Here is a 13,301-nt window from a genome sequence, read left to right on the forward strand (position 1 = left end):
GGCTCACCAGAAGACGGCGATGCCGGCGTTGAGCAGCGTGAGGGCGAAGATGCCCCAGAACTGCCCGGGCGCCACCTGATCCTTCTTGCGGTTGATCAGCACCAGCACGAAGATCGCGATCAGCACGAGCAGCTTGATGCCGATCTTGATGTTGTTGACGTGCCCGTCACCCATCTCCAGAATGCCCACCAGAGCGAGGCCGGAGATCAGCATCGTGAGAGCACCGTGGAACATGGCCGGATTGACGATTCGGTGGGGCCCCTTCAGCTGAACAAAAGCGCCTCCGAAGAGCGCCGCGAAGCCGATGAGGTGGAGCAGAAAGAAGATTCCATGCACGATTTCCATGGCTCCAGACTCTACCCTTAAGGGGGGAACCCAGCCCAATTCCACGCACCTCAGGGACAGTTCAGGGTTCGAAAGCATTTACAGTGACCCTGCCTACTGCCATGCTTGAGGCATGTTATGGACAATCATCGTTTGGATTATCGTCGGCCTCATCGGAGGCGCTATCGCAAAGGCCATCATGCCTGGGCGTCAGGGTGGGGGCTGGCTGGCCACCATCATCCTGGGCATCATCGGTGCATTCGTTGGTGGTCTCATCGGGTCGCTCCTCATCGACCAGGAGTTCAATCTGACCGGCCCCAACTTCTCCATCGGCGGTGTCATCACCTCCATCATTGGTGCCCTCATCGTGCTCGCCATCTACGGTTGGGCTCAGCGCCGCAAGGCCTGATCCCTCCCTCTGACCCCGAAGGGGCGCCCGGCTGCTGCCGGGCGCCCCTTGTTCTGCCTGCTGCAACCGGCACCGGTCGCAGGGTGATCAGAAGAACGGGCGCCAGGGCGACAGGAACAACTCCGTCACCTTGGCCACCACGGAGCGGCTCGCCCAGCGCTGTTCGTTCAGCTCGATGCTGTTGGACTGGTCCGTGCGGAACACGTCCTCCATGTGCTTGGCGACGCTCTCGTCGGTCACCTCGAGGTTCACCTCGTAGTTGCCCCACAGGCTCAGCCTGTCCAGGTTGGCCGTGCCGATCGTTGACCACACGCCGTCCATGGTGGCGGTCTTCGCGTGCACCATCGCCCCCTGGTACAGGTACAGCTTCACGCCGGAGCGCAGCAGGTTCGTGTAGTAGCCGCGCGACAGCCAGTCGGCCACCACGTGGTTGGAGCGGCCCGGCACGATGATCCGCACGTCGACACCCCGGTTGACGGCGGCACGGAGGCCGGCGATCAGGTCGTCGTCGGGGATGAGGTATGCGTGGGTGAGCCAGATGTGTGAGGTGGCCCTGTCGATGGCCTCCAGGTACATGTTGCGGATGGGGTACACCTGAAGGCGCGGCATGTTGCGGTGCACGCGCACGGTGGGGAGCCAGTCGCGCTCCGGGTTGTCCTCGATCCGGTCGTGCTCCTTGCGGACGTGGAGGTTCCAGAAGTCGATGAACGCGTTGTCCAGCTCGGCGACCCCGGGGCCCACGACGCGGGCGTGGGTGTCGCGCCAGCCGGTGGCGTACAGCGAGCCGATGTTGTAGCCACCGATGAAGCCGACCCGGCCGTCGACGGTGAGCAACTTGCGGTGGTCTCGACCCCAGTGGCGCGGCGACCACGGGATGGGAATCGCGGGGTGCGGCATCGTCGCGATGTTCTTCGGGATCGACTTGAAGAACGCCCGTGGCACCACCAGGTTGGCGAACTCGTCCCAGATGGCGTGCACCTTCACGCCCCGGTCCGCAGCGCGGCCCAGCGCGTCGCGGAACCGGTGGCCCGTGGCGTCGCCCTTCCAGATGTAGGTCTCAAAGTAGATGGTGTGCTCGGCCGCGTCGATGGCCTCGATCATCGCGTCGTACAGGTACTCGCCGTAGGTGTAGACGGTGATCTCGTCCTCCGCCACGGGCAGCGGTTCCGGCCGCGTCACGGGGAACTTGCGCAGCTTGCGCTTCTTCTTCCGGAAGGACTCGACGACGGTCAAGGCGATCATGGAGAGGATCTGACCGATCAGCACCGCGGCGGTGAGGCGGTTGAAGAACCGTCGTGCGCGGCTCCAGGTGGTCTGCATGGGGATAGCGTACCTACGGAGTCGTCGGCGCGAGCCGGTAGGCTGGGCAGCCGACATGAGTGACTCCCTTTTCCCGGATCTTTTTGCCGTCTTCCAGCCCGACGAGCCCGCTCCGCCGCGCGCGGAGGCACTGGTGACCCCGCGGAAGGCCAAGGCGAAGCAGGTCAGCGAGGATGAACTGCTGGAGGGTCTCAACCCGCCGCAGCGCCAGGCCGTCGTGCATGCGGGCAGCCCCGTGCTGGTGGTGGCCGGTGCAGGCTCCGGCAAGACGCGGGTGTTGACCCGGCGCATCGCGCATCTGGTCAGCCAGCGTGACGTCCATCCCGGCTCCATCTTGGCCATCACGTTCACCAACAAGGCCGCTGCGGAGATGCGTCAGCGCGTCATCGAACTGGTGGGCAACCGCGCCAAGCTCATGTGGGTCTCCACCTTCCACTCCGCGTGTGTGCGCATCCTGCGGGCCGACATCGACCGCTTCGGCATCGCCAAGTCGTTCTCCATCTACGACGACGCAGACTCCAAGCGGCTCATGTCGCTGGTGGTGCGCGACATGGAGCTGGACCCCAAGCGTTACCCGGTGCGCGCCGTGATGAACGCGGTGAGCAACTACAAGAACGAACTGGTCGACCACGAGCGCGCCGCCGCAGAGGCGGAGAATTCCCGGCAGGAGACGATCGCCCGGGCCTACGCCGATTACCAGGGCCGGCTCGTCGCCGCCAACGCGCTGGACTTCGACGACCTCATCATGACCGCCGTCCACCTGTTCCAGGCGTTCCCGGACATCCGCGAGAAGTACCGTCGCCGCTTCCGGCACGTGCTGGTGGACGAGTACCAGGACACCAACCATGCCCAGTACTCGCTCATCCGCGAGTTGTGCGCGGGCGAGGTCACCGGCGTGGTGGAGGGATCCCCGACGGTGGAGCCGGCGGAGGTGATGGTCGTCGGCGACTCGGACCAGTCCATCTACGCCTTCCGCGGCGCCACCATCCGCAACATCCTCGACTTCGAGTCGGACTTCCCGGGCGCCGGCACCATCGTCCTGGACCAGAACTACCGCTCCACCCAGAACGTCCTCACCGCCGCCAACGCGGTGATCTCGCGCAACCAGGGCCGCCGCGACAAGCACCTGTGGTCCGACTTGGGGGAGGGCGACCTCATCGTCGGCTGGGTCGCCGACACGGAGCGCGACGAGGCACAGTTCATCGCCGACGAGATCGACAGGCTCTCCGACGCGGGCGAGAGCCAGTACGGCGACACCGCCGTGTTCTACCGCACCAACGCCCAGTCCCGCGCATTCGAAGAAGTGTTCATCCGCGTCGGCATGCCGTACAAGGTCGTCGGTGGGGTTCGGTTCTACGAGCGCCGCGAGATCCGAGACGCCATCGCGTACCTGCGCGCCATCGTGAACCCCGCAGACGACGTCTCCGTGCGCCGCATCCTGAACGTGCCCAAGCGCGGCATCGGCGACAGGGCGGAGGCCGCCATCTCGACGCTGGCCAGCGCTCAGCGCATCACCTTCTTCGACGCGCTCCAGCGCGCCGAGGAGGCGCCGGGCCTCGCCAGCCGCTCCGTCAAGCTGATCCAGGGCTTCGTCGACGTGATGAACATCCACCGTGCCATGGTGGCCGCCGGCAAACCCGCCGACGAGGTGCTCACCTCCATCCTGAAGGAATCGCACTACCTCCCTGAGTTGCAGGCGTCGACAGACCCGCAGGACGAGACCCGCATCGAGAACCTCGTCGAGCTCGTGTCGGTGGCGGCGGAGTTCGTCGCTGCCGCGAACACCATCGACCTCGACGACGAGGAGGCCGTCGAATCCGGCCTCGTGGCCGGCATGCCGGAGCCCGACGACTCACTCGCCGCGTTCCTGGAGCGCATCGCGCTGGTGGCGGACTCTGACCAGGTGCCGGACCACGACGAGGGTAAGGGTGTCGTCACGTTGATGACCCTGCACACCGCCAAGGGCCTGGAGTTCGACACCGTGTTCCTCACGGGCATGGAGGAGGGCATGTTCCCGCACATGCGGGCCCTCACAGACCCGAACGAGCTGGAGGAGGAGCGACGGCTGGCCTACGTCGGCATCACGCGCGCCCGGAAACGGCTCTACGTGACCCGCGCCGCCGTGCGCGTCACCTTCGGGCAGCCGGCCTACAACCCGGCGTCGCGGTTCCTGGAAGAGATGCCGGCCCACGTCCTGGACTGGCGCCGCACCGGCGCAGCCACCACGCAGTGGGCGAGCACCGCCGCCGCGCGCAACCGCCAGACCTCCGCGTCGATCCAGAGCTTCGGCTCAGGCAACGGCCCGCTGAAGACCGTGCTGAGCGTGAGCGTGGGGGACAGGGTGCTGCACGCCAGCTTCGGCATGGGCACCGTGGTGGCCGTGGCAGGAGCCGGCGACAACCTCAGGGCCGACGTCGACTTCGGCTCGGCGGGCACGAAGCGGTTGAGCGTGAAGCACGCGCCGATGGAGAAGCTGTAGCGCACCGCGCGAAAGACAGTGCTGGGTTTGTCACCGTCTACGGTCCCAAACCGAGCAGTGAACAGCTGTCCTGGTGTGAGCTACGGGTTCAAGGAGTGCTGACGACTACTTGGAAACGCCCAGCGAGCGCAGGAACACCATCGGGTTCGACGCGCTGTACACATCGCCCGGCGTGACGCCCGGCTTGTAGTACTCGAAGTGCAGGTGCGAGCCGAATGAGCGGCCGGTGTTGCCGACGTAGCCGATGAGCTGGCCCGCCTTGACGGTCTGGCCGGTGCGCACAGCCTTGCGGCTCATGTGCGCGTAGAGCGTGGATCCACCGTTGTTGTGCTGGATCACGACGTTGGTGCCCGCCCAGCCGCCTGCGGTGGGGCTGAGCACGACGCCGGAGGCGGCAGCGTAGATGGGGGTGCCGGTGGGGGCCGGGAAGTCCTGGCCGGTGTGGTAGCGCGACCACTTGCCGCGCTGACCGAAGCCGGCGCCGACGCGGTAGCCGGACTTGACCGGCATTGAGCCGCCCTTGCTCGTGAGGTTGTCCACGTCCTCGGCGGTCATCGACTCGACGTCGCCGACGGTGATGCCCTGGGCCTTCGCTGCGATGGCGGCCTTGCGGGCCCGTTCGAGCAGCTCCGCGGCCTTTTCGGCCTCTTCCTTCAGCTTCTGCGACTGGGCGGCGACGAGTTCCATGTCGGCGTCCATCAACTTGTCGCGCTCGCCCATGGAGAGATCTGCCTGCGCCTGCGTGGCGGACTGGTTCGCGGCGCCCAGCTGCTCCTGGCGCTCCTGCGCTGCCTTGTCCGCGACGACGTCCGTGAGGCCGCTGCGTACCGCGTTGCGGCTCACGTCCTCGCTGCGGTCTTCGAAGCTCTCAGCTGCTGCCGACATCGCGGCGGCGGGGATGGCGGCGGAGACGTCCACGCCGCTGTCGAGGTCATTGCCACGGGCCGTGAAGGCGAAGGCGAAAAGTGCGGAGGCCCCGACGGCGCCGGCGACGCCCATGGCGACCATTCGGCGGGAGATGCCCAGCGCGCGGGAGGCGCGGCGTGCGGGCGATGCGGCGGGGGTGACGACCTCTACTTCGAGGATTTCGTCGGTTACAGGGTCAGCGGCGCGACGGGCGTTGCGCAACGGGCTGTGGTTCACCTGGTTCCTGACGTCAAGAGGGGGTTCTGTGGGTCATTCCGATCGGAACCTTAACAGTTCTCAGGAACCTCTCAAAATTAAACCAACATATTGTCCACAGATCTTTTTGGCGTCGGACGTGCCTGGGTCGGGGGACCTGCGGGGCCCGCGTCCTCGTTCGTGGGAAGGGCTACCGTATCGGCCCTTGTCCCGATACGCTGGCGACGCTTGATCATCTCAATTGAACAGGAATCACTGTGGATCTCCTCGAATACCAAGCGCGCGACCTCTTTGAGCGGTTCGACGTACCAGTGCTCGCCGGACGCACGGCCACCACCCCCGAAGAAGCACGTGAGGCCTACCGGTCCCTCGGCTCGGGGACGGTCGTCGTCAAGGCCCAGGTTCGCACCGGCGGCCGCGGCAAGGCGGGCGGCGTCAAGCTGGCCCACGACGAGGAGGCCGCCGTCGAGACGGCCCAGCAGATCCTCAACCTGGAGATCAAGGGCCACCCGGTCAAGGTCGTGATGCTCAGCCCCGGAGCCGACATCGCGGAGGAGTACTACTTCTCGATCCTCCTCGACCGCGCCTCCCGCGGCTATCTCGCGATGTGCAGCGTGGAGGGCGGCGTCGACATCGAGACCCTGGCCGAAGAGCGGCCCGAGGCCCTCGCCAAGGTCGAGTTGGACCCCGTCGACGGCATCACCGCTGAGGCGGCGGAGCGCATCCTCACCGAGGCAGGCTTCCCCCAGGAGATCCACGCGGCCGTCAGCCCCGTGCTCCAGAAGCTGTGGACCGTGTTCGTGGAATCAGACGCCACGCTCGTCGAGGTCAACCCCCTCGTGAAGACGGCCGACGGCACCATCCTCGCCCTCGACGGCAAGGTCACCCTCGACGCCAACGCAGATTTCCGGCACCCGGAGTGGGAGCAGTACGAGGAGAACACCGCGGACGTCGACCTCGAACGTCAGGCCCGCGAGCTCGACCTCAACTACGTGAAGCTCGACGGCTCCGTCGGCGTGATCGGCAACGGGGCTGGCCTCGTGATGAGCACCCTCGACGTGGTGGCCGCCGCCGGCGAAGAGCTGCCCGGCAAACCCAAGCCCGCCAACTTCCTCGACATCGGCGGCGGCGCGTCGGCCCAGGTGATGGCCAACGGGCTGCGCATCATCATGAGCGACCCCCAGGTGAAGTCGGTGTTCGTCAACGTCTTCGGCGGCATCACGGCCTGCAGCGACGTGGCCAACGGCATCGTCCACGCGCTGGAGATGCTGGGCGACGAGGCGCGTCTGCCCATCGTCGTCCGGCTCGACGGCAACTCCGTCGACGTCGGCAAGGCCATCCTCGAGGAGGCCAACCACCCGCTCATCACCGTCAAGAACACGATGGATGAGGCGGCCCGCACCGCGGCCAAGCTCGCCTCGGAAGGAAACTGACATGGCGATCTACATCAACGCCTCATCGCGCGTCCTCGTCCAGGGCATGACCGGCCGCGAGGGCCGCAAGCACACCCAGCGCATGGTCATGTCCGGCACCCGCGTCGTCGGGGGCGTGACCCCGGGCAAGGCCGGCGAATCCGTGCTCTTCGAGGAGGACCCCGTACCGGTGTTCGGCTCGATGGTGGAGGGTGTGGCCGCCACCAACGCAGACGTGTCGGTGGTGTTCGTGCCGCCGAAGTTCGCCAAGGCCGCCGTCATGGAGGCCGTGGAGGCCGAGATCGGCCTGTGCGTGGTCATCACCGAGGGCATCCCCGTGCGCGACAGCGTCGAGTTCCAGGCCGCGGCCGCCGAGGCCGGGACCCGCATCATCGGCCCGAACTGCCCGGGTCTCATCTCTCCAGGCCGGTCCAACGTCGGCATCATCCCGGCGCACATCTCGGGTCCCGGCCGCATCGGCCTGGTGTCGAAATCCGGCACGCTGACCTACCAGATGATGTACGAACTGCGCGACCACGGCTTCTCCACGGCCGTCGGCATCGGGGGTGACCCCGTCGTCGGGCTCAAGCACATCGACGTGCTGCAGGCCTTCGAGGAGGACGACGAGACCGACGTGATCGTGATGATCGGCGAGATCGGAGGCGACGCGGAGGAACGCGCTGCCGACTACATCAAGGCCAACATCACCAAGCCCGTCGTCGGCTACGTGGCAGGCTTCACGGCACCGCCCGGCCGCACCATGGGCCACGCGGGCGCCATCATCACCGGCTCGAGCGGCACCGCCCGCGCCAAGAAGGAGGCGCTGGAGGCCGCGGGTGTGCAGGTGGGGGAGACCCCGTCGCAGACCGCGCAGCTCGCCCGCGACGCCATCGCCAAGCTGCGCGCCGGGCAGCTGGTCTGATCAGTTGAGCTGGCTGGCCCGGACGGCGATCCGGGCGGCCAGCTCGGTCAGCTGCTCCTGGGTGAACTGCACCTCGGGGGTGGCGGAGACGATGGTGTAGGCCACCTTGTTCGTGGCCACGCTGACGATGAGCTGGTAGGTGACCTTCTCGGTGTCCGAGATCGCCTGCGTGGCGGTGAACACCAGCGACGACAGTGCGTTGCCTTCGGCGTCCTTCGCCGGCACGGGAGCGTGCTCCGCGATCTCGGCCGTCAGGACCCGCTGGCCGCAGGTGCGCAGGTTCGTGCCGAGCTTGGTGACGAAGACCGCGGCCTCCTCCGAGGAGGGGAAGGTGAACAGCAACTCGTCGATGCCGAAGCGCTCCGGGATCTTCTCGTCACGCGTCAGGGCGTAGGCCGTGCGCTGCCGCTCGGTGGGGCCGGCCTCGGTGGCCAGTTCCATGTTCTCGCAGCCCATGTTGGTGCCGTCGACGGGGTGCGGGCCGGTCATCGTCCAGCGTCCGGCCCCCGGATGGATACGCGGCAGGTCGACGGGGACGAGCCAGCCCTCGGGCGGCGCAGGAGGCACGATCGCGGGGGCAGCCGTCACGTCGGTGGGGCCGGGTGCGTCCTGGGCCTCCGCCAGGTCCGCCTGCGACCGCAGCAGCGAATCCGCGACCACGTTCTCCTCGACGGGCTGCGCGTCGCGCGCCACGTCGACCATCTGAAGGGCGGCGCCGTCGCGCGTCAGGAGGACGGTGTGGTACTTCGCCACCGCCTCCTCCTGGACGATCGTCACCTGGAAGGTCTCCTCGGCCAGGCCCTCAATGGTGGTGGCGCGGACCAGTCGGGCGGGTACCTCGCCGCACGTGGTCAGGGAGGCGATGCGCTCGCTCATGACGCTGCTGGCGGCGTCGACGTTGGCGTACACGTCGATGCGGTGCAGCGTGGCCAGCTTGTCGTCGCCGCTGGTGCCCAGCGTGCGCTGGAAGGAATGGGTGGGATTGACCGTCGGCTGGGCAGTGCTCAGGCAGATCGCCCGCATGGTGTGGTCCGACTGGGTCTCCGTGGTGGAGATCACTGACCAGTCCGCGGCCGGGGCGATGGGGGCCAGGTCGTCCGCCTCCACCAGATCGGCGACATCAGCGGGTTGGTCCGTCACCGAGGGGCTACCGGAGGTGGGCGACTCGGGCCCGCTGGGAACGCCCGTCGGCTCGTCCTGCATGCCGCGCACCACGAAGAACGCGATGAGGCCCACCACCAGCGCGCCCACCAGCCCGGCCAGGGCCCAGGTGCCCAACGTCATCTTGTGCGCGGAGACCCAGGAGGGAGCCGCGGCGGGGGCCGCGGTGCGTTCGGCCTCCACCGGGGTGTCGCTCGACATTGCGGAGCGACGGGGGGCCGGGCCAGGCCCGTCGGCGTACTCCCCGGCGGAGCGCGGGAAGACGGGGGCGGGGATCATCGGCTCGGGCTCTGGGGCGATGGGCGCCGGGGGAGGGGTCTGCCTGAAGGGGGTGCTGCCGGGGCGGGCGAAGGGGCTGTCCCCTTGGCCCTTGGCCGGCGGGGCCGGCGCGGTGGGCTCGACGGGCTCGACCGGTTCACTGGCCTCGGTGGGTGCAACCGGTTCAACCGGTTCACCAGGTTCGACCGGGTCGTCGCCCAGGCCGGCGGCGGGCGTCGATTCTTCTGCGGCTGCCGCGCCGCGTCGGGGCCGGGCCGCGTCGTCTGCTGCGGTATCGTCCGGAACCAATGGCGCCTGAAGTTCCTCGTCGGGCTGCAAGGCCCGGCGGGCACGGAAGGTCTCGTCAGACACAGGGGCTCACCTCCTCCGGAGCGCTGATTGGCCGAGTTACGTTGGGCCAGACTACCGGGGTGGCTGAAGGCCGCGCGAGAACCTCAACGGAAGGGTGATGGTGGACGGGTTCCAACACCGCACTGTGGCGGTCGACGTCGATCCGACGCCGACCCCCGAGCCGCGGCACTGGCCGTGGTCCTGGTACCTGCCTGCCATCGTCGGCCCGCTGGCGGTGCTGTTGGCCGGGTGGCTCCTCCTCTCCGGCTTCGGTGTGGTGGCGTGGCTCACCTCTCCCGACGCCCAGCTCACCCCGGCGCTCCGGATCGCGGCCGAGATGCTCGTCCTCGCCCACGGCGCGCCCGTGCAGATCGCGGAGCAGGCGGTCTCGATCGCCCCGCTCGGATTGACGCTCCTGCTCCTCTTCCTCGCGTTGCCGATGGCCTCCCACTCGGCCAAACAGGCCGCGGCCCAGGGTGCCCAGAAAGACGACACCGGTGGCCTCTGGGTCGACGGCGAACGCCTCGTCGCCAAGGTGGCCGGCACCTTCGCGCTCACGTACGGAGCAGCCGTGGTGGTCCTGGCCGCCACGCTGGAGGTCGCCTCCTGGCGTGCGGTGGTCGGCGGGCTGGTCGTGGGCGGCGTGGCCGGATTCTGGGGAGCAGCCCGCGGCATCGGCTACTCCCCGACGGAGACCTGGCCCGTCTGGCTCCGTTCGGTCCCCAAGGCCATGGGGGCCGCCATCCTCGCGGTGCTCGTGGGAGCCGTCGTCGTGACGGGCCTGGCCGTCTATTCGGGGTGGGACCGGATGGGCGGCATCGTCGATGCTCTCGACGGCGGCACGAGCGGGTTGGTCCTGCTGGTGGTGCTGCACCTCCTCTACCTGCCCAACATCGTGCTGGCGGGCGCCTCCTGGCTCCTCGGCGCGGGCCTCACGCTGGGCGACGGCTCCGTGGTGACGATGACGGTCACCGACGTCGGGCTGCTGCCGGCCATCCCCATCTTCGGCGCCGTGCCCGCAAGCGGGACCGCGCCCACGTCGCACCTGTGGTGGCTCGCCGTCGGCGTTATTGCGGGCGCCGTCGCGGCCCTGGTTGTCGCATTCGCCCGGCCGCGCGCCCGCTTCGACGAGACCGCGCTGGTGGGAGGGCTCTCCGGAGTGGCCGCAGGGGTGCTCATCGCCACCGCGTGCAGCATGGGCTCCGGAGCCCTGGGTGACGACCGCCTCAGCCACGTCGGTGCCCGGATGCCCGAGCTGCTGGTCTTCGCGCCCACCATCCTGGGACTGTCCGGAGTGGTGGCCGGCCTCGTCGTCGGCCTCGTCCGGCGCCGGCCGCACGCAGAAAAGCCGGCCGACAAGACGTCCGACGAGACACCCGGCGAGCCCACGGCGTAGGGTGTGCGGGTGACCACCCGTGTTGTCGTTCTGCTGTCCGGCTCGGGCACCCTGTGCCAGGCGCTGCTGGACGCCATCGACGCGGGCGGGGTCGACGCCCGGGTCGTGGCGGTCGTTTCGGACCAGCCCTCAGCCGTCGGTCTGGAGCGGGCACGCGCCGCAGGCATCCCCGCCGTCGCCCATCCGCTGGCCAAGGGCGGCGACCGCGCCGCCTGGGACGCCGAGCTGACGAGGGTCGTCTCCGGGTTCGAACCCGACCTGGTCGCCTCCGCCGGTTTCATGAAACTGCTGGGGCCCGAGTTCCTCGCGCGCTTCGGTGGCCGCACCATCAACACCCACCCGGCACTGCTGCCGAGCTTCCCCGGGATGCACGGTCCGCGCGATGCGCTCGCCGCCGGTGTCAAAGTGGCGGGGGCCACCGTATTCCTCGTCGATGCCGGTGTCGACACCGGTAGGATCCTGCTGCAGGGGGCCGTCGACGTTCTGGACGACGACGACGTCGAGTCCCTGCATGAACGCATCAAGACGGTGGAACGCCGCCTATTGATCCGAGCCGTCTCCGAGTGGAAGAAGGAACACCCGTGACCGAGCTGACCCCGCTGCGCCGAGCCCTCGTCTCGGTATACGACAAGTCGGGCCTGATCGAACTCGGCCGTGACCTTGCGGCCGCAGGCATCGAGATCGTGTCCACCGGATCCACGGCCGCCAAACTGGCCGCCGCCGGCATCGACGTCACCGGCGTGGAAGAGGTCACCGGCTTCCCCGAGTGCCTCGACGGCCGGGTGAAGACGCTCCACCCGCACGTGCACGCCGGCATCCTCGCGGACCGTCGCCTCTCCACGCACCGCGAACAGCTCGACGACCTGGGCATCGCCCCCTTCGACCTCGTCATCACGAACCTCTACCCGTTCGCCGCCACGGTCGCCTCCGGCGCCTCCCAGGATGAGTGCATCGAGCAGATCGACATCGGCGGGCCCACCATGGTGCGCGCGGCCGCCAAGAACCACGCCTCCGTCGCCATCATCACCTCCGCGGAGCAGTACCACATGCTGCGCGCCGCCATCGCGGCCGGCGGCTTCACGCTGGCGCAGCGCAAGGAACTCGCCGCCGCCGCGTTCGTGCACACCGCCAGCTACGACGTCGCAGTCGCCTCCTGGATGTGCGGCGACGTCGGGCAGTCCGACGGCGGGTTCCCCTCCTGGTACGGCGCCACATGGCACAAGGTCGCGGATCTGCGCTACGGCGAGAACTCGCACCAGAAGGCGGCCGTCTACCGCAACAGCAACGGCACCGCCGGCCTGGCCGACGCCACTCAGCTCCACGGCAAGGAGATGAGCTACAACAACTACGTCGACGCCGACGCCGCCCGCCGCGCCGCCTACGACTTCGAAGAGCCCGCCGTCGCCATCATCAAGCACGCCAACCCCTGCGGCATCGCCACCGGCAGCAACATCGCGGACGCCCACCGCAAGGCCCACGCCTGCGACCCGGTCTCCGCGTTCGGCGGCGTGATCGCCGCGAACCGTCTGGTGTCGGTGGAGATGGCGCAGCAGGTCGCGGAAATATTCACCGAGGTCATCGTCGCGCCCGGGTACGAGGAGGGCGCCGTCGAGGTGCTGTCCGGCAAGAAGAACCTGCGCATCCTGATCGCCGAAGGCTCCACCAATGAGGGCATGGCCATCCGCGAGATCGACGGCGGGCTGCTCGTGCAGCAGGCTGACGCGATCGATGCTGACGGCGACGACCCCGCCAACTGGACGCTCGCCGCGGGCGAGGCGGCCGACGAGGCCACCCTCGCGGACCTGCTGTTCGCGTGGCGCGCCGTGCGCGCCGTCAAGTCCAACGCCATCCTGCTCGCCAGCGACGGCGCCTCCGTCGGCGTCGGCATGGGGCAGGTCAACCGCGTGGATTCCTGCCACCTCGCGGTGGACCGCGCCGGTGACCGGGCGCGCGGTTCGGTTGCGGCCTCGGACGCGTTCTTCCCGTTCGCCGACGGCCCCCAGGTGCTGCTCGATGCCGGAATCCGCGCCATCATCCAGCCCGGCGGCTCGGTGCGTGACCAGGAGGTCATCGACGCGGTGACCGCGGCCGGCGTCACGATGTACTTCACCGGTACCCGCCACTTCTTCCACTGACGGAGGCTCACC

General features: G+C 68.6%; 11 protein-coding genes. 7 read left to right on the plus strand and 4 right to left on the minus strand.

All coding sequences use genetic code 11. The features are described 5' to 3' along the window. Positions 1-3: 3 nt before the first annotated feature. Positions 4-345: a hypothetical protein gene (locus tag ACZK4S_RS05255; protein WP_182764550.1), complete on the minus strand. Its 342-nt coding sequence runs from the start codon at positions 343-345 to the stop codon at positions 4-6. A 112-nt stretch (positions 346-457) separates the two neighbouring features. On the opposite strand from ACZK4S_RS05255, the gene ACZK4S_RS05260 reads away from it, so the two are divergent. Then, a complete protein-coding gene (locus tag ACZK4S_RS05260) occupies positions 458-733 on the plus strand; it encodes a GlsB/YeaQ/YmgE family stress response membrane protein (protein ID WP_463643588.1) in 276 nt (91 codons plus the stop codon). A gap of 87 nt (positions 734-820) precedes the next feature. Here the strand turns inward: ACZK4S_RS05260 and ACZK4S_RS05265 are convergent, their stop codons facing one another. Then, positions 821-2,053, minus strand: a complete 1,233-nt coding sequence (locus ACZK4S_RS05265) for a phospholipase D-like domain-containing protein (protein ID WP_463643589.1) — start codon at positions 2,051-2,053, stop codon at positions 821-823. Positions 2,054-2,108: 55 nt separating this feature from the next. Between ACZK4S_RS05265 and pcrA the strand changes: the two genes are divergently transcribed. Then, positions 2,109-4,532 carry a DNA helicase PcrA gene (gene pcrA, locus ACZK4S_RS05270; RefSeq protein WP_463643590.1) on the plus strand — a complete coding sequence of 808 codons (2,424 nt, stop codon included), beginning with the start codon at positions 2,109-2,111 and terminating at the stop codon, positions 4,530-4,532. Between the two features lie 105 nt (positions 4,533-4,637). Here the strand turns inward: pcrA and ACZK4S_RS05275 are convergent, their stop codons facing one another. Continuing rightward, positions 4,638-5,675: a M23 family metallopeptidase gene (locus ACZK4S_RS05275; RefSeq protein WP_463643591.1), complete on the minus strand. Its 1,038-nt coding sequence runs from the start codon at positions 5,673-5,675 to the stop codon at positions 4,638-4,640. A 236-nt stretch (positions 5,676-5,911) separates the two neighbouring features. Here ACZK4S_RS05275 and sucC point away from each other — a divergent pair, with 236 nt between their 5' ends. Together sucC and sucD are read left to right on the plus strand one after the other, a co-directional pair. Continuing rightward, a complete protein-coding gene (gene sucC, locus ACZK4S_RS05280) occupies positions 5,912-7,087 on the plus strand; it encodes an ADP-forming succinate--CoA ligase subunit beta (RefSeq protein ID WP_463643592.1) in 1,176 nt (391 codons plus the stop codon). Position 7,088: 1 nt separating this feature from the next. Then, positions 7,089-7,988, plus strand: coding sequence for a succinate--CoA ligase subunit alpha (sucD, locus tag ACZK4S_RS05285; protein ID WP_182764544.1), 900 nt, complete (start codon positions 7,089-7,091; stop codon positions 7,986-7,988). Here sucD and ACZK4S_RS05290 read toward each other — a convergent pair whose 3' ends face one another. Then, positions 7,989-9,779: a hypothetical protein gene (locus ACZK4S_RS05290; RefSeq protein ID WP_463643593.1), complete on the minus strand. Its 1,791-nt coding sequence runs from the start codon at positions 9,777-9,779 to the stop codon at positions 7,989-7,991. Between the two features lie 97 nt (positions 9,780-9,876). Here ACZK4S_RS05290 and ACZK4S_RS05295 point away from each other — a divergent pair, with 97 nt between their 5' ends. From ACZK4S_RS05295 to purH, 3 genes are read left to right on the plus strand one after another with little or no spacing between them, the layout of a single operon-like run. Further along, entirely contained in the window at positions 9,877-11,154 is a 1,278-nt protein-coding gene (locus tag ACZK4S_RS05295) for a cell division protein PerM (RefSeq protein WP_463643594.1), read from the plus strand. A gap of 9 nt (positions 11,155-11,163) precedes the next feature. Continuing rightward, positions 11,164-11,739, plus strand: a complete 576-nt coding sequence (gene purN / locus ACZK4S_RS05300; RefSeq protein ID WP_463643595.1) for a phosphoribosylglycinamide formyltransferase — start codon at positions 11,164-11,166, stop codon at positions 11,737-11,739. Beyond that, positions 11,736-13,289: a bifunctional phosphoribosylaminoimidazolecarboxamide formyltransferase/IMP cyclohydrolase gene (gene purH / locus ACZK4S_RS05305; protein ID WP_463643596.1), complete on the plus strand. Its 1,554-nt coding sequence runs from the start codon at positions 11,736-11,738 to the stop codon at positions 13,287-13,289. The genes purN and purH overlap by 4 nt, the downstream gene beginning before the upstream one ends. Positions 13,290-13,301 lie beyond the last annotated feature (12 nt).

The organism is Tessaracoccus zhenghani (assembly GCF_055326325.1).